14 protein-coding genes and 1 tRNA gene are annotated in these 16,226 nt (G+C 69.3%); 9 read left to right on the top strand and 6 right to left on the bottom strand.

Annotated elements, in window-relative coordinates; all coding sequences use genetic code 11:
• Positions 1–13 precede the first annotated feature (13 nt).
• The 6 genes from ACFMQL_RS28175 (at position 14) to pyk (ending at position 7,541) form a co-directional block, all read left to right on the top strand.
• Complete coding sequence (locus ACFMQL_RS28175; protein ID WP_364054650.1) at positions 14–1,492, top strand: glutamate synthase subunit beta; 1,479 nt, start codon at positions 14–16, stop codon at positions 1,490–1,492.
• A gap of 137 nt (positions 1,493–1,629) precedes the next feature.
• Positions 1,630–2,220 carry a TetR/AcrR family transcriptional regulator gene (locus ACFMQL_RS28180; protein WP_364054647.1) on the top strand — a complete coding sequence of 197 codons (591 nt, stop codon included), beginning with the start codon at positions 1,630–1,632 and terminating at the stop codon, positions 2,218–2,220.
• Between the two features lie 139 nt (positions 2,221–2,359).
• Positions 2,360–3,823: an MDR family MFS transporter gene (locus ACFMQL_RS28185; protein WP_378790217.1), complete on the top strand. Its 1,464-nt coding sequence runs from the start codon at positions 2,360–2,362 to the stop codon at positions 3,821–3,823.
• Positions 3,824–4,342: 519 nt separating this feature from the next.
• Entirely contained in the window at positions 4,343–5,728 is a 1,386-nt protein-coding gene (locus tag ACFMQL_RS28190) for a S8 family serine peptidase (RefSeq protein WP_378787822.1), read from the top strand.
• Positions 5,725–6,075: a DUF2784 domain-containing protein gene (locus ACFMQL_RS28195; protein WP_364054638.1), complete on the top strand. Its 351-nt coding sequence runs from the start codon at positions 5,725–5,727 to the stop codon at positions 6,073–6,075. The genes ACFMQL_RS28190 and ACFMQL_RS28195 overlap by 4 nt, the downstream gene beginning before the upstream one ends.
• 35 nt (positions 6,076–6,110) lie before the next feature.
• On the top strand, positions 6,111–7,541 hold the full coding sequence (gene pyk, locus ACFMQL_RS28200; RefSeq protein ID WP_364054635.1) for a pyruvate kinase: 1,431 nt from the start codon (positions 6,111–6,113) through the stop codon (positions 7,539–7,541).
• 681 nt (positions 7,542–8,222) lie between these two features.
• Here the strand turns inward: pyk and dapD are convergent.
• The 4 genes from dapD to ACFMQL_RS28220 all read right to left on the bottom strand — a co-directional run bounded on the left by dapD (position 8,223) and on the right by ACFMQL_RS28220 (position 10,686).
• On the bottom strand, positions 8,223–9,188 hold the full coding sequence (gene dapD, locus ACFMQL_RS28205; RefSeq protein ID WP_364054632.1) for a 2,3,4,5-tetrahydropyridine-2,6-dicarboxylate N-succinyltransferase: 966 nt from the start codon (positions 9,186–9,188) through the stop codon (positions 8,223–8,225).
• A 25-nt stretch (positions 9,189–9,213) separates the two neighbouring features.
• A complete protein-coding gene (locus tag ACFMQL_RS28210; RefSeq protein ID WP_364054629.1) occupies positions 9,214–9,636 on the bottom strand; it encodes a pyridoxamine 5'-phosphate oxidase family protein in 423 nt (140 codons plus the stop codon).
• A gap of 141 nt (positions 9,637–9,777) precedes the next feature.
• Complete coding sequence (locus ACFMQL_RS28215; RefSeq protein ID WP_378787825.1) at positions 9,778–10,548, bottom strand: helix-turn-helix domain-containing protein; 771 nt, start codon at positions 10,546–10,548, stop codon at positions 9,778–9,780.
• A gap of 64 nt (positions 10,549–10,612) precedes the next feature.
• Positions 10,613–10,686, bottom strand: a tRNA-Leu gene (locus tag ACFMQL_RS28220).
• Between the two features lie 117 nt (positions 10,687–10,803).
• Between ACFMQL_RS28220 and ACFMQL_RS28225 the strand changes: the two genes are divergently transcribed.
• Together ACFMQL_RS28225 and ACFMQL_RS28230 are read left to right on the top strand one after the other, a co-directional pair.
• Positions 10,804–11,388, top strand: a complete 585-nt coding sequence (locus ACFMQL_RS28225) for a response regulator (RefSeq protein WP_364054623.1) — start codon at positions 10,804–10,806, stop codon at positions 11,386–11,388.
• A gap of 498 nt (positions 11,389–11,886) precedes the next feature.
• A complete protein-coding gene (locus ACFMQL_RS28230) occupies positions 11,887–13,188 on the top strand; it encodes an ABC transporter substrate-binding protein (RefSeq protein ID WP_378787827.1) in 1,302 nt (433 codons plus the stop codon).
• Positions 13,189–13,245: 57 nt separating this feature from the next.
• Here the strand turns inward: ACFMQL_RS28230 and ACFMQL_RS28235 are convergent, their stop codons facing one another.
• Positions 13,246–13,908, bottom strand: coding sequence for a hypothetical protein (locus ACFMQL_RS28235; RefSeq protein ID WP_364054617.1), 663 nt, complete (start codon positions 13,906–13,908; stop codon positions 13,246–13,248).
• Positions 13,909–14,302: 394 nt separating this feature from the next.
• On the opposite strand from ACFMQL_RS28235, the gene ACFMQL_RS28240 reads away from it, so the two are divergent.
• Entirely contained in the window at positions 14,303–15,595 is a 1,293-nt protein-coding gene (locus tag ACFMQL_RS28240) for an ABC transporter substrate-binding protein (RefSeq protein WP_364054614.1), read from the top strand.
• A gap of 192 nt (positions 15,596–15,787) precedes the next feature.
• On the opposite strand, the gene ACFMQL_RS28245 is transcribed toward ACFMQL_RS28240, so the two are convergent.
• Positions 15,788–16,189 carry a hypothetical protein gene (locus ACFMQL_RS28245; protein ID WP_378787830.1) on the bottom strand — a complete coding sequence of 134 codons (402 nt, stop codon included), beginning with the start codon at positions 16,187–16,189 and terminating at the stop codon, positions 15,788–15,790.
• Between the last annotated feature and the right edge of the window lie 37 nt (positions 16,190–16,226).

A 16,226-nucleotide genomic window follows, 5' to 3' on the forward strand; every position in this document is an offset into this window, starting at 1 on the left:
GGAGGCGTACCGAATGGCTGACCCGAAGGGTTTCCTCACGCACGAGCGGGAGCTGCCGGCGCGCCGTCCCGTCGACGTCCGCATCAGCGACTGGCGGGAGGTCTACGAGGACTTCCCCCGCGAGAAGCTGACCAAGCAGGCGGCCCGCTGCATGGACTGCGGCATCCCGTTCTGCCACAACGGCTGCCCGCTGGGCAACCTCATCCCCGAGTGGAACGACCTGGTCTATCGCACCGACTGGCGCGAGGCGATCGAGCGGCTGCACGCCACCAACAACTTCCCCGAGTTCACCGGCCGGCTCTGCCCGGCTCCGTGTGAGGCGGCGTGCGTGCTCGGCATCAACTCCGACCCGGTGACGATCAAGCGGGTCGAGGTCGAGATCATCGACCGCGCGTTCGCCGAGGGGTGGGTGCGGCCGCAGCCGCCGGCCGTCAAGACCGGCAAGAAGGTCGCGGTCGTCGGCTCGGGACCGGCCGGTCTGGCCGCCGCCCAGCAGCTCACCAGGGCCGGGCATGACGTGGTGGTGTTCGAGCGGGCCGACCGCATCGGCGGCCTGCTGCGCTACGGCATCCCCGAGTTCAAGATGGAGAAGCGGCACATCGACCGCCGCCTGGAGCAGATGCGGGCCGAGGGCACCGAGTTCCGCACCGGCGTCAACGTCGGCGTCGACATCACCGCCGCCGAGCTGCGCGAGCAGTTCGACGCCGTGGTGCTGTCCGGCGGCGCCACCCAGTGGCGCGACCTGCCGGTGCCGGGGCGCGAGCTCAAGGGCATCTACCAGGCGATGGAGTACCTGCCGCTGTCCAACAAGGTCCAGGAGGGCGACTTCCCCGTCTCGCCCGTCTCGGCCGAGGGCAAGCACGTCGTCGTGATCGGCGGCGGCGACACCGGCGCCGACTGCATCGGCACCGCCATCCGCCAGGGCGCCAAGTCGGTCACCCAGCTGGAGATCATGCCGCAGCCGCCCGCCACGCGGCCGGCCAGCCAGCCGTGGCCGACGTACCCGATGCTGTTCAAGATGGAGAGCGCCCACGAGGAGCTGGCCAAGGAGGGCGGAGAGCGCATGTACGCGGTCTCCACCACCGAGTTCGTCGGCGACGAGGACGGCAACGTGCGGGCGCTGCGCCTGGTCGAGGTCGAGGGGCCGCAGACCGGGTTCAAGCCCATCCCCGGCACCGAGCGGGAGATCCCGGCCGAGCTGGTCACGCTCTCCATGGGCTTCCTGGGGCCGGAGAAGGGCCCGCTGCTGCAGGACCTGGCCGAGGTCGCCGGTGACGGCTTCTTCGACGCCAGGGGCAACGTGGCGCGCGACAAGACGTACATGTCGAAGGTCGACGGCGTCTTCGTGGCCGGTGACATGGGGCGCGGCCAGTCGCTCATCGTGTGGGCCATCGCCGAGGGGCGCTCCGCCGCCTCCGGCGTGGACCGGTACCTCACGGGCGACACGGCGCTGCCGTACCCGATCCTGCCGACCGCGCGTCCGCTCGTCTGAGCCCGCCTCTTCTGAAGCGCCCGCCCCTGTGGCGGGCGCTTTGGTTTTTGCAGGGTCTGTACGGATTACACGGCATGCATTCTTTGCATGACCTGCATGACTTGCAGAGTCTGCAAAAGATGCATATAGTGCAAAGCATGGAGAGTCCGCAGGAGCGGCGCGAGCGCCGCCGAGCCGAAAAGCGGCAGGCGATCAGGAACGCCGCCGTCCGCATCGCGCTCGACCAGGGGCTCGAAGCCGCCACCGTCGAGGCCATCAGCGCGGCGGCCGACATCTCGCCGCGCACCTTCTTCAACTACTTCGCCTCCAAGGAGGAGGCGCTCGCCCCCGTGCCGCTGTGGACGCCCGAGGAGTTCATCGAGCTGCTCAGCGCCAGGCCCGCGGACGAGCCCGCCTTCCAGTCGCTCAAGGTCGTGGCGCGTGCGCTCGCGCAGCGGCTGCGGCCGGTCATGGCCGACCTCAAGCCGTTCATGGAGCTGCGCAACCGCTACCCCGAGCTGGCCGCCAAGGCCAGGGCCGCCGACGAGACGAAGCTGCTGGAGAGCCTGCTGGGCGCCGTCAGGAGCCGTCCCGGCGTCACCGGCGCCTTGCACGCCAGGCTCCTCGTCGTCGCCACCTTCGGCGCGGCCGTCTCGGCCGTGCAGGAGTCGGTGGCCGGCGGCGGGCCGGTCGAGGAGCTGATCGAGGAGGCGTTCACCCTGCTCGAAAACGGATTTCGACTCTCCTGAAGACAAAGGCGGCGACCGGGGTGGCACCCCCGATCGCCGCGGATCACTCCTGCCCTCTCGCGAAAAAGAAGCAAGGAGTCTGCTCATGGTAGCGACAAACCCCCAGCAGTCCACCTCACGGCGAACACTGTGGGTGGTCATGGGGTCACTCATGCTCACCCTGTTCCTGGCCGCGCTCGACCAGACCGTCGTGGCCACCGCCATGCCCACCATCGTGGGGGAGCTGCACGGGCTTGAGAGCCTGTCCTGGGTGGTCACCGCGTTCGCCCTGACCTCCGGCATCGCCACCCCGCTGTTCGGCAAGCTCAGCGACATGTACGGCCGCCGCACCCTCTACCTCGCGGCCATCGTGCTCTTCCTCATCGGCTCCGCCCTGTGCGGCGTCGCCCAGTCGATGGGGCAGCTCATCGCCTTCCGAGCCTTCCAGGGCATCGGCGCGGGCGGCCTCATGGTGCTGACCTTGACCATCGTCGCCGACGTGTCCACACCCCGCGAACGCGCCCGTTTCCAAGGCCTGTTCGGCGCCGTCTTCGGAATCGCCTCCATCGCCGGGCCGCTCGTCGGCGGCTTCCTCACCCAGCACATCTCCTGGCGCTGGATCTTCTACATCAACCTGCCGCTCGGCGCCCTCGCCCTGGCCGTCGCCTTCACCGTGCTCAAGCTGCCCAAGCGCACCTCGCCGCACCACATCGACTGGCTCGGCGCCGCGCTCATCGCCGGGGTGCTCACCTGCCTGACCCTGTTCGCCTCATGGGCAGGCAGCACATACGCGTGGACCTCACCCGTCATCATCGGGCTCGGCGCCGGCGCGGTGCTCCTCGGCCTGCTGTTCGTCCTCGTCGAACGGACCGCCGCCGAGCCCATCCTGCCGCTGCGGCTGTTCCGCTCGCGCTCCTTCACCATCCCCGTCGTCACCATCGTGCTCCTGGCCACCGCCCTGGTCGGCATGGCGACGTTCCTGCCCATGTTCCTCCAGCTCGTGCGCGGCGCCGGCGCGGCCGACTCCGGGCTGCTGCTGCTCCCGCTCATGGGCGGCATGATCGTCGCCTCCACGCTCGGCGGGCAGATCGTGACCAGGCTCGGCCGCTACAAGTGGATCATCGTGGGCGGTGCCGTCTGCTCCGGAATCGCCGGAATCCTGTTCTCCACCATGGACGTGACCACCGGCCCGGTCGTGTCGGGGGCGTACATGGTGCTGTGCGGGCTCGGGCTCGGCGTGATGGGGCAGAACCTCATGCTCGCCGTCCAGACCACTGCGCCCGTGGCCGACCGGGGAGCCGCCACCTCGGCCGTCACGTTCGCCAGGAACGTCGGCGGCGCCGTGGGCGTGTCCGTGCTCGGCGGCGTCTTCGCCGCCGGACTCGCGCCCGGCCAGGAGTCACTCACCCCCGCCGCCATCCAGGCGCTGCCCGAGGCCACCCGGCACGCCACGCAGCTCGCCTTCGCCGACGCGATCACCGGGGTGTTCGCGTGGACGGGGCCGATCATGCTGGTCGCGGCGGCGCTGCTGGCCTTCCTGCCGGACGTACGGCTGGGGTCGGAAGCCGCGGACGTACGGCCCGGCCGTCGCGAGCCCGACGCCCAGCCGAGTCACCACGCCTGACGCCCGATCGGCTGACTGCCCACCTACCCACCTACCCGCCTACCCGCCTGTCCGCCTGTCCGCCTGCCCGTCGCCGAGCGACGGGCAGGCACGGCCGTCACGCGCCCGTGAGCTGGGGCAGGACGAGGGGTCCCCTTCGCCCACCATCGACCGAAATTTCACCACTCGGTTGCATCACTGGTTGACTGTCGGGAAGATTCAGATTCTGCGGCATTCAGGCGTAGGGGGAGATATGCGGCGTGTCGCCTCGGGCATGACGGCTCTGGCCGCCGCACTCGCACTCGCCGCCTGCTCGGCCACCGCGCCGCACCCGAGCCAGGCCGGCCCAAGCCGGAACCGAGCCAGGCCGACCGCAAGCCGGAACCGAAACCGGGACGGCCCGAATACCTCGTCTTCTACGAGTGGGGCCACCAGAGCCAGGCCAAGGCCGCCGTCGAACGCGCCGGCGGCACCGCCCTCTCCGACGACACCAGGCTCGGCTACCTCCTGGCCAGCGGCGGCGACGGCTTCCAGGCGGCCGTGGGCGACGACCCCTCCGTCGTCGGCGTCACCCCCGATCGCAGCATCGGCCGTACCGCGGGACGATTCATCACCAATCCCGCGGCCCTGCCCGACGAGCAGGCGTTCACCAAGCGCAAGGGAGAGCCGCTCGCCCCCCGCCAGTGGGACATGCGCATGATCGGCGCCGACCGCGCCAACGCCAAGGTCCCCGGCAGCAAGAAGGTTCTCGTCGGCGTCATCGACACCGGCGTGGACGGCAAGCACCCCGACATCGCGCCCAACTTCAACCGCGAGCTCAGCCGCAACTTCGTCACCGACCGTCCCAAGGACGACTACGGCGAGACGCTCGACGGCCCCTGCGAGGCCCGCGACTGCAAGGACCCCGTGGACGTCGACGACGACGGCCACGGCACCCACGTCGCCAGCACCATCGCCTCGCCCATCAACGGCATCGGCATCGCCGGCGTGGCGCCCGGCGTCCAGATCGTCAACATCAGGGCGGGCCAGGACTCCGGCTTCTTCTTCCTCAAGCCCAGCATGGACGCCCTCACCTACGCCGCCGACATCGGCGTCGACGTGGTCAACATGAGCTACTACGTCGACCCCTGGCTGTTCAACTGCCGCGCCAACAAGTCCGACACCAAGAAGCAGCAGCTCGAACAGCGCGCCATCATCACCGGCATGCAGCGTGCGCTCGACTACGCGCGCGAACGCGGCGTCACGCTCATCTCCGCCCTCGGCAACGGCTCCACCGACCTCGGCAAGCCCAAGATCGACAGGCAGAGCCCCGGCTACCCCAAGGGCGACGAGAAGACCCGCACGATCGACAACTCCTGCATCAACGTGCCCGCCGAGTCCAAGGGCGTCATCTCCGTCTCCGCGCTCGGCCCCTCCGGCCGCAAGGCCGCCTACAGCGATTACGGCGTGGAGCAGACCGACCTGTCCGCCCCCGGCGGCGACGTACTCGACGGGCAGGGCATCAACGCCACCAGGGGCATCCTGGCCGCCGCACCCGAACACGTGCTGCGCGCCACCGGCCGCATCGACCGCGACGGCAAGCCCAAGGGCGCCGACGTCGTACGCGACTGCACCCGCGGCACCTGCTCCTACTACCAGTACCTCGAAGGCACCTCCATGGCCGCGCCGCACGCCACCGGCGTCGCCGCCATCCTCATCAGCCGCTTCGGCAAGCCCGGCAAGGGCGGGCTCGAACTCGCCCCCGACACCGTCCAGGAGCTGCTCTACAAGACCGCCACACCCAAGGCGTGCCCCACGCCGCGCGAGTACTCCTACGACTCACTCGGACAGACCCAGAAACACCTGTGCGAGGGCGGCACCTCCGACAACGGCTTCTACGGTCACGGCGTCGTGAACGCCTGGAAGGCGGCAACCGCCGAGCCATGATGTACCGCCTCCTCGCCGACGCCGCGATGGTGGTGCACTTCGCCTTTCTCGCCTACATGGCCGTGGGCGGCTTCCTGGCCTGGCGCTGGCCGCGCACGATCTGGATCCACCTCGCCGTCGCCGCCTGGGGAGCCATGTCGGTCGTGACAGGCGTCGAATGCCCGCTCACACTCGTGGAAGACTGGGCACGTCGCCAGGCGGGCCAGGACGGCCTGCCCCCCAGCGGCTTCATCGACCACTACATCGAAGGCGTGATCTACCCGGAGGAGTACACGAACGTGGCGCGACTGGGGGTCGCCGTTCTCGTTCTGTTCTCTTATGCCGGGTACGTTCTCCGTCGTCAGTGACTGTTAAGTGGTCTGTACCAATTAAGGTAGGACTCGTGACTCGTCGCGCGAAAATCGTCTGCACTCTAGGCCCCGCCACATCGTCCAAGGAACGCCTCCGCGAGCTCATCGCCGCCGGCATGGACGTCGCACGGTTCAACCTCAGCCATGGCAACCATGACATGCACAGAGAGGTGTACGACCGGGTCAGGGAGGTGGCGGCCGACCTCGGCCGCGGTGTAGGCGTGCTCGCCGACCTGCAGGGCCCCAAGATCCGCGTCGGCACGTTCGAGGAGGGCCCCGTCAGGCTCGGCTTCGGCGACGTCTTCACCATCACCACCGAAGACGTGCCGGGAGACCGCGAGCAGGTCTCCACCACCTACAAGGGGCTGCCCAAAGACGTCCACCCGGGCGACACCATCCTCGTCGACGACGGCCGCCTCGTGCTCGAGGTCACCAGGGTCGACGGCGAGCGCGTCATCACCCGCGTCGTCATCGGCGGCATGATCTCCGACAACAAGGGCCTCAACCTGCCCGGCGTCAACGTCAGCGCCCCCGCGCTGACCGACAAGGACGAAGCCGACCTGCGCTGGGCGTTGCGCACCGGCTTCGACATGATCGCCCTGTCCTTCGTGCGCCGCCCGTCCGACGCCGACGTGGTGCGCAACATCATGGAGCAGGAGGCCGTACGCCTGCCGCTGCTCGCCAAGATCGAAAAGCCGCAGGCCGTCGAGCGCCTCCCCGAGATCGTCGACGCCTTCGACGGCATCATGGTCGCCCGCGGCGACCTCGGCGTCGAGCTGCCGCTCGAGCAGGTGCCGATCGTCCAGCGCCGCATCATCGAGCTGTGCCGCGAGAAGGCCCACCCCGTCATCGTGGCCACCCAGATGCTCGACTCCATGATGAACTCCCCGCGCCCCACCCGCGCCGAGGCCTCCGACGTCGCCTACGCGGTCATGGACGGCGCGGACGCGATCATGCTCTCCGGAGAGACCTCCGTCGGCAACTACCCGGTCGAGGCCGTCTCCACGATGGACCGCATCGCCTGCGCTGCGGAGAAGTCCTCCCTGCAGGCCACCCACACCCTCGACCGCATGCCCGAGACCACGGGCGGCGCCATCGCCAGGGCCGCGGCCGAGGTGGGCGCCATCGTCGGCGCCAAGGCGCTGATCGCGTTCACCATGTCCGGCGAGACCGCCCGCCGCCTGGCCCGCTACCGCTCGCCCATCCCGCTGCTGGCCTTCACCTCCGCACCCCATGTGCGCGGCCAGCTCTCGGTGACGTGGGGCGTGGAGACCTTCCACGTGCCGTTCGTGCACCACACGGACGACATGGTGCGCCAGGTCGAGGCGTCGCTGCTGTCGCTCGGACGGCTGGAGAAGGGCGACAAGGTCGTCATCGTGGCCGGCTCGCCTCCCGGCACGCCCGGCTCCACCAACGCGCTCCGCGTCCACACCATCGGTTCCGCGGTCTCTCACGCCCACTGACAGGCGGCGTTCCGGGCCGTCCGGCGTTCGACTGGCCCGCCGGTCCGGTCCGGCACCGGCCATCCGACCGGTGCGGCTCGCCTGGAGGGTAGGCAGGCACGGGCCTGGCCCGTCCGGGGTCGGGGGCTGCACTGGCCGGGCCCGCCCGGTCTGCCTGGCGTGGCCACTGTCCTGGGGTTGCCTCCGGTGCCGCTTTGGCCCCGCTCGACGCCCGCTCGCCGGTCCGGTGTTCGGCGTGGTCGCCGAGGCGCTGGCCCTCTGGCGGCGCGACGCCCCACCGGCTCCTGACGCGGCCGGCGTGCCGGGCACCGCAGCTCGCCCCGTGGCGGGGCTGGATCTACGGCCCGCTTCGCGCCCGCTCGACGCCCGCTAACTCCCTCCGGACGCCCGCTCGGTCCCTCCGCTGGTCGCCCCGCGGCTAGTGAGGTGCCTGCTCGGTTCGGTGGTGATGGTGCTGACACGGCTCGTTGGGCACCCGCCGGGTCCGCCAGGGCTTGCCCCGCGTTCGGCGCTCACCCAACCCGCCTGGTCAGTGGGGCGCTCGGGCCGCCGGTAAGGAAGCGCTGGGGCCGCCGACGGCGACGCTCGTCCGCCTGCGTCCGCCCCGGGCGGTCCTGCCCCAGGTCCGCCCTGAGGTGGGCCGCCCGCTCCACGGCGGCCCACCTGGAGTCATTCGCCAAGTCAGTCGTTGGCGTGCAGGGCGGCGTTGAGCTCGACCTTGCCGCCCTGGCGCGGCAGCGCCTCCACGACGCCCGTCTGCGAGTTACGCCGGAACAGGATCCCGTTGGACCCCGACAGCTCGGCCGCCTTGACGACGGTGCCGTCGGGCAGGGACACGCGGGTGCCCGCCGTGACGTACAGGCCGGCCTCCACCACGCAGTCGTCGCCCAGCGAGATGCCGAGCCCCGCGTTCGCGCCCAGCAGGCAGCGCTCGCCGATGGAGATGACCTGCTTGCCGCCGCCCGACAGCGTTCCCATGATCGAGGCGCCGCCGCCCACGTCGGAGCCGTCACCGACGACCACACCGGCCGACACCCGGCCCTCGATCATCGAGGCGCCCAGCGTGCCGGCGTTGAAGTTCACGAAGCCCTCGTGCATGACCGTGGTGCCCGGGGCGAGGTGGGCGCCCAGCCGTACGCGGTCGGCGTCGGCGATGCGCACCCCGGAGGGCAGCACGTAATCGACCATCCGGGGGAACTTGTCCACCCCGTAGACCGTCACCGGCCCACGCCCGCGCAGCCGCAGCCGGGTCCGCTCGAAGTCCGGCACCGGGCACGGCCCGTAGTTGGTCCACACCACGTTGGCCAGCAGGCCGAAGATGCCGTCGAGATTCACCCCGTGCGGGCGGACCAGACGCGCGGACAGCAGGTGCAGGCGCAGGTAGACGTCGTGCGCGTCGGCCGGAGGCTCGGAGAGCTTGGCGATGCCGGTGCGCACCGCCACCACCTCCACCCCGCGCGCCGCGTCGGGGCCGGTCAGCTCGGCCAGCTCCCCGGCCTCATCGCCGGACAGCCGCCGCGTGCCCGCGGCCGGCGCGTCGCCCAGCTCAGGGGCGGGAAACCAGGTGTCGAGTACGGTGCCGTCAGCGGCGATGGTCGCCAGGCCGGTGCCGAAGGCACCGATCGAGGTCGGGTCGATAGCAGTCACGGGCCCAAAAATACCGGTCCGCAGCTCAGCCCAGCGCGCCCAGGTCGGCCGACAGCCAATGTTCCGGCCGCATCCTGAACGTCACCAGCACGTTGAGATCGGACCCCTGCACATAGCCCGACACGGCGTCGGGCGGCAGATAGCGGGAGGAGATCCTGGTCAGGTCCTCCAGCGTCGTCGGCCCCGACCGCACCACCGGACCCTCTACGGACACGTACCGGTACGTCGGGCTCGAACGCTGCACCAGGAGCGAGAACCGCCCGGCCTTCGCGATCAGCCTGGCCTTCACAGAATCCCCATCGGTCAGGAACCTCACGTCGCCACCCGGGGAGTAGTCGTACCAGACGGGGACCGTCAGCGGGCCCCGCCCGTCACCGGACTCCACCGCCAGGCTCGCGATGTGCGGCTCCGCCAGGAACTCCTCCCGGTCAGCCAGGCTCAACGGCATGCCACCCCACCCCCGTGCGTTCGTCGATCTGGAACGGTGATTCCCGCCGTGCGGGATTCCGAAAAGTCCCGAACCCACCATCCTTCGCTGTTCTCTCCCTGACGCCTCCACGCACCGCCGCCCCATCTGCCGCAGAAACGGTCAGTATTTGGGGCCGACGTGGCGATCGAGCAGCTCAACGGCCTCCCGCCGCGCGACGGACAACTCGTTGCGCTTGTTGTAGCGCCAGGCGACGCCGAGCAGGTCGAGGGCCTCGCCGCACAGGGCGAGGATGTCCGCCGACTCGTTCTTGAACAGGTAGCGGGGGTATTCGTACCAGCGGACACCGCTGGGCAGGTCGCGGCGGACGCGGTTGACCCCGCGGTAGCCGTCGGAGTGCATCAGCCCGCGCACGAAGCGCCCCGGATGCGTGGCGACGATCTCCCTCTGCCAGGAGAGGAGGGTGATCTCGCGGTCGTGTTTCTTGCCGGGGCCGTGCTGGGGGAAGAGGTGCGGCCAGTGCTTGGAGTAGGAGTTGACCTCGCTGCACCCCTGCCGCCGCAGCACCCGGACCTTGTTGGTCGGCCGGATCGCCCGTAGCGCCTCGACGCACTCCCGCACGAGGCCGGGCCAGCTGTCGGCGCACATGATCCGCAGGGACCAGACGCGCTTGGCCCGGTCTCCGACCCAGGAGATGCAGCCGTCGCCGAGATAGAGACCCAGGAGATAGGCGTAGTCGCCGGTGGGCGCAGGGAGATGGGGCGCCGCCGCGCAGCGGGGGCAGGTGCCGGTCATGGGGGAGTCGTGCGCCGGACGGTCGCGCCACTCGCGGATGGCGGCGCGGCTGACTCCGGTCTGACGGCTCGCCTCGCTGATGCTGAGCCCTGAGGCGAGCAGGCGGAGGGCCTGCTCACGGACCGTGAGATCGTACACGCGGAGAGTGTCGCATCCGGGTACGACAAAACCGCCCGGCCGGATGCCAGGCGGTCGTGTCAGGTGCCCCGGGTGGGATTCGAACCCACACTGTGCGGGTTTTGAATCCGCCTTCTCTGCCAATTGGAATACCGGGGCTGAGATCCGGATATGTCCGGAGGCGTGGGGGTCCCGCGCGTTGGAATCCTAGCCTAAGCATGGGCCGGATCGATCCAGCGTGGATCTAATCTACCGGACGTCGGTACTCTTCTGCTCGTGAGTACGCAGCGGCGAGTAGTGATCGCGGAAGACGAGGCCCTGATCCGCCTCGACCTCAAGGAGATGCTCCAGGAGGACGGCTACGTCGTCGTGGGCGAGGCCGGTGACGGTGAGCAGGCGATCCGGCTGGCCGCCGAGCTGAAACCCGACCTGGTCATCCTCGACGTGAAGATGCCCGTGCTCGACGGCATCTCGGCGGCCGAGCGGATCACCGAGATGCGCATCGCCCCGTGCCTCATCCTGACCGCCTTCTCCCAGCGGGACCTGGTGGAGCGGGCGCGGGATGCGGGGGCGATGGCCTACCTGGTCAAGCCGTTCACGAAGGCGGATCTGGTGCCGGCGATCGAGATGGCGGTCAGCAGGCACGACGAGATGGTGGCGCTCGCGAACGAGGTGTCGAACCTGTCCGAGCGTCTGGAGACCCGCAAGCTGGTCGAGCGGGCCAAGGGTCAGTTGATGGCGCAGCACGGGTGGACGGAGCCCCAGGCGTTCCGTTGGATCCAGAAGGCGTCGATGGACCGGCGGCTGAGCATGCGCGAGGTCGCGCAGATCGTCATCCAGGACGCGGCGGAGCGTTCCTGAGGGTGCCGATCCGGGCTTCTGCGGGCGCCTCCTCTGAGCTCTGAGGGGGCGGTTCCCTGGCGCTCCTGTGCGCCGGTTCTCGGGCGGGTGGCGCCTGGGCTGAAGGCGGTGTCCGCCCCTGTCGTCGGGCGTGCCCGGCCGTGCTCCGGTGTGTGTCGCGGTCGGGCACGCCTTTTCGGCGTGCTTCCGGGAGTTTCGGTCCGTACGGAACCCTGGGCGCGGATCGCCCTGTGGCCGCCCGGTCGCCCCAGAAATTGGGACGCAAGGGACTGTTGGTGTATTTGACCGCTGATCCCGAAATATCACCTCCCTGTCCTGGTGTCGGCCACGCTCGTAACGCTCATGAAACAAACCATTACCATCCGTGCTTGCGACATTACGAATCGGCATAAAAACATCGGGAGAACTCCCCATTTCACCCCACACCGGGCATGCTGAGCCCGTTAAACCCGGCGAAGGCGATCGTCCCTTCGTTGAGATAGGGGGAGTCTCATTTTGATGAACCGCATTGCTCCGGCTGGGCGCGTCCTGGCGGTCGCGGCCGCGGCGAGCCTGGCTTTGACGGCATGTGGCAGTGGCGGCGGCGACACGGCCGCGCAGGAGTCCGCCGCCCCGGCGTCCTCGGCGGCCTCCTCGGCCCCGGCGGCGAAGGGCGACGGCACCTTGACGCTTGGCACGGTCCTGCCCCAGACCGGTTCGCTGGCGTTCCTCGGCCCGCCCGAGTTCGCAGGCGTGGATCTCGCGGTGAAGGAGATCAACAAGGCCGGCGGCGTGCTCGGCAAGCCGATCAACGTGGTGCACACGGACTCGGGCGACACCAGCACGAACATCGCCTCGCAGTCGGTGGACAAGCTGATCGCGCAGAACGCCGACGCCATCATCGGCGCCGCGTCCTCGTCGGTGTCGGAGTCGATCATCGACAAGATCACGGGTGCGGGGATCGTGCAGTTCTCGCCGGCCAACACCTCCGACAAGTTCACCACGATCAAGGACGACGGCCTGTACTTCCGTACGGCTCCGCCGGACAAGCTGCAGGGCCGCGTCCTCGGTGACGTGATCGCGGCCGACGGCAACGACACGATCGGCATCCTGGCGATGCAGGACTCGTACGGCTCCGGCCTGGCCGACCAGGTGACGGCGACGGCCGAGGCGGCCGGTGCGAGCGTGGTGGAGCGGGTCGACTACGACCCGAAGGCGGCCGACTTCTCCGCTGACGTCGCCAAGATCAAGGCGAAGAACCCGAAGGCGATCGTGCTGATCGGCTTCGAGGAGGGCGCCAAGGTCGTGGCCGAGCTGGTCAAGCAGGGCCTGACGGCGGACAAGCACAAGTGGTACATGGTGGACGGCAACATGTCGAACACCAACTACGCGGGCATGCCGAAGGGCACGCTGAAGGGCGTCAAGGGCACCATTCCCGGCGCTGAGGCGCCGGACGCCTTCAGGGACAAGCTCAAGGACATCAACAAGGACCTCGACGACTACACCTACGCCGCCGAGTCCTACGACGCCGCGAACCTGATCGCGCTGGCCGCCGAGGCCGCCAAGGACGACAGCGGCCGCTCCATCGCCTCCAAGCTGCCCGAGGTCAGCAAGGAAGGCGAGAAGTGCAAGAGCTTCAAGGAGTGCGTCGAGCTGCTGAAGGCGGGCAAGGACATCGACTACGACGGCATCAGCGGTCCGGTCGAGTTCGACGACAACGGTGACCCGCAGGTGGCGACGATCGGCGTCTACCAGTACGGGGACGACAACAAGTACCCGAGCAAGGCTCTCGAGTACCGGACGGGCAAGATCGCGGGCTGATCCCGCCTGTCACCGAGACCGCCTCTCCCGCGCCGCGCCCGCGGGGGAGGCGGTCTTTCATTTGGGGCTTCCGGGCTGCTGGGGCAGGCCGCAGGTGCGGGCGGCGTACAGGATGAGCCGGTCCTGCAGGGGCTTGGGCGGTGAGACGATCACGACGCGCTCCTCTCCGCCGTCGAGCGTGACGCGTACGGGGAACAGGAACGCTTTCTTGGCCTCGGCGAAGGCGTGGGCGTCGCAGCGGCCGGGGGAGAGCCGGATCGGCGCCCGGATCTGCTGCGTTCCCGGGTCGAGCACGCCGAGCGGCTCGTCGTGGCCGACGATGTAGTGGGTGGTGCCGCCCATGGAGACGAGGCGGACGGCGCCGGGGCCGCGCCGCGTGACGATGAGGTCGCCCCGCATGACCGCGTCCGCGCCGGAGCCGGTCTCCTTCCATTCCGGCCCGAACTCGATGTTGACGGCCTGTTTGACCAGGTATTCGGAGCATTCGTCGCGCAGCACCCTGGCCAGCAGCGGGTCGGGGTGCGGCACCGGGAAGGCGACGGTCCTGGGCGGCTCGTCACCGACGCTGATCCTGGCGACGATCTTGGCGGGTGCGACCTCGGGCAGGCCCTTGGGCAGGCAGTTGGCGGGGCCGTAGGGGAGCGGGAGGTCGGTGCGTTCGGTTTTGCCGATGACGGCGTCGGCGCGCTGCGGCGGCAAGGTCTTGAAGGACGCCGACACGAGCTGGACATCGGCGAAATAAACGCGTGTTTCATAAATGTTTCGGACGGCCACCAGAAGCCGGTGGGCCGCTTCATCCGAGCGATATTGCGCCAGCGAGACCGTGACCCCTGGCGGCGGCGCGGCAGGGGCAGATGAAGCCGGTTCGGTGGTGCCGCAACCGGCCGCGAGCAGCACCGTCGCAAGAACGGGGGTTATGCGCTTCACCTATCGCACATTAAGCGTCCTTGCCCAGGTCCGTAAGTTGAGGAGTGATTACGACTCCGCATCCAAGTGCCGACAGTTCCCCACCGCATCTGGTTGGATCATGCGACGGTTTTGTACGTTTCCTGCATTCGATCGGGAACGCTCGGCGGTGCTGACGGATCCCGGCCTGGAATGAAGGAGACACTTCATGATCCGCATTGCTCCCGTGGGGCGGGCGCTGGCTGTCGTGGCTGCCACCAGCCTCGCCCTGACAGCCTGCGGTGGTGGCGGTGACACCGCCACGCAGACTTCCGAGAGTGCCGCTCCGGCCTCTTCCGCTCCCGCGGCGAAGGGCGATGGCACGCTCACCCTTGGCACCCTGCTGCCCCAGACCGGTTCGCTGGCGTTCCTCGGCCCGCCCGAGTTCGCAGGTGTCGACCTGGCGGTGAAGGAGATCAACGAGGCGGGCGGCGTGCTCGGCAAGCCTGTCGTCAAGCACGACACCGACTCCGGTGACACGACGACGAACATCGCCTCGCAGTCGGTTGACAAGCTGCTCGCCCAGAACGCGGACGCCATCATCGGTGCGGCGTCCTCGTCGGTGTCGGAGTCGGTCATCGACAAGATCACGGGTGCGGGCGTGGTGCACTTCTCGCCGGCCAACACCTCCGACAAGTTCACCACGATCAAGGACAACGGCCTGTACTTCCGTACGGCTCCGCCGGACAAGCTGCAGGGCCGCGTCCTCGGTGACCTCGTCATCTCCGACGGCAACGACACCGTCGGCATCCTGGCGATGCAGGACTCGTACGGCACCGGCCTGGCCGACCAGGTCCAGAAGACCGTCACCGACGCCGGCGGCGAGGTCGTCGAGCGCGTCGACTACGACCCGAAGGCGGCCGACTTCTCGGCGGACGTCGCCAAGATCAAGGCCAAGAACCCCAAGGGCATCGTGCTCATCGGCTTCGAGGAGACCTCCAAGGTCATCCAGGAGCTGGTCAAGCAGGGTCTGCCGGCCAGCAAGCACAAGTGGTACATGGTGGACGGCAACATGTCGAACACCAACTACGTGAAGATGCCGAAGGGCACGCTGAAGGGCGTCAAGGGCACCTTCCCCGGCGCCGCCGCTCCCGACGAGTTCCGCGACAAGCTGCTCGCCGTCGACCCCAAGCTCGAGGACTTCACCTACGCCCCCGAGTCGTACGACGCGGCGAACCTGATCGCGCTGGCCGCCGAGGCCGCCAAGAGCGACGCGGGCCCGGACATCGCGGCGAAGCTGGGCGAGGTCAGCAAGGGCGGCGAGAAGTGCACGAACTTCAAGGAGTGCGTCGACCTGCTGAAGGCCGGTAAGGACATCGACTACGAGGGCGTCAGCGGTCCGGTCGAGTTCAACGACGCCGGTGACCCGGCCGTCGCCACCATCGGCATCTACCAGTACGGCGACGACAACAAGTACCCGGCCAAGGCGCTGGAGTACCGTACCGGCAACATCGAGGGCTGAGCAGCACCCGGCACTCGAGTTGAGGGCCCGGCCATCACGGCCGGGCCCTTTCCCGTGTCAGGGGCCCTTCCTCGTGCCAAGCCCGTGCCCACCGGCGAAGGAGCCCGCTCAAGGGCGGAGGTTCTTGCGCTGAAGGGCGAAGGGGTCGCTCAAGGGCGAACAGGCCCGTGCCCACCGGCGAAGGGCCCGAGGTCACTTGCAGCCGGCCACGATCCGGTCGGCGGCCGCGCGGTACTGCTTGAGCAGCGCCACCTGCCGCTCCCGGGGGACGTCGCTCTTCGACAGGCGGGCCGTGGTGGCCTTGACGGTCTCGGCGGCCGGCTTCAGCGAGCCGGGCAGCCGGTCGGCGAACTCGGTCGTGATGCCGTACGCCTCGGCCAGGCGGCCGATGACGGCGTCCTCGAAGTTCTGACGCTCCTCCTGGCCCTTGGGCTCCAGCAGCAGGTCGGCGTACCCGATGGCGGAGACCACGCGCGCGCACGGGTCGTCGGCGGGGTCGCCGCCGGTGCTGTACTTGGCCGAGGAGGACGCGGCCTCCTGGCAGCCGACGAGGAGGGCGGGGACGATGAGTGCGACTGCCGCGAATCGTTTCACAGCGCACATTCAAGAACGGGAAGGGCTCCCGAGGGAG

The organism is Nonomuraea fastidiosa (assembly GCF_042751225.1).
Taxonomy (GTDB): Bacteria; Actinomycetota; Actinomycetes; order Streptosporangiales; family Streptosporangiaceae; genus Nonomuraea; species Nonomuraea fastidiosa.

What these genes read in the sequence shown, in the direction of transcription:
- ACFMQL_RS28185 (WP_378790217.1), top strand. Translation starts at nt 2,360, where the DNA reads ATGGGGTCACTCATGCTCACCCTGTTCCTGGCCGCGCTCGACCAGACC.
- ACFMQL_RS28230 (WP_378787827.1), top strand. Translation starts at nt 11,887, where the DNA reads ATGAACCGCATTGCTCCGGCTGGGCGCGTCCTGGCGGTCGCGGCCGCG.
- ACFMQL_RS28180 (WP_364054647.1), top strand. Translation starts at nt 1,630, where the DNA reads ATGGAGAGTCCGCAGGAGCGGCGCGAGCGCCGCCGAGCCGAAAAGCGG.
- ACFMQL_RS28240 (WP_364054614.1), top strand. Translation starts at nt 14,303, where the DNA reads ATGATCCGCATTGCTCCCGTGGGGCGGGCGCTGGCTGTCGTGGCTGCC.
- ACFMQL_RS28195 (WP_364054638.1), top strand. Translation starts at nt 5,725, where the DNA reads ATGATGTACCGCCTCCTCGCCGACGCCGCGATGGTGGTGCACTTCGCC.
- ACFMQL_RS28175 (WP_364054650.1), top strand. Translation starts at nt 14, where the DNA reads ATGGCTGACCCGAAGGGTTTCCTCACGCACGAGCGGGAGCTGCCGGCG.
- ACFMQL_RS28210 (WP_364054629.1), bottom strand. Translation starts at nt 9,636, where the DNA reads ATGCCGTTGAGCCTGGCTGACCGGGAGGAGTTCCTGGCGGAGCCGCAC.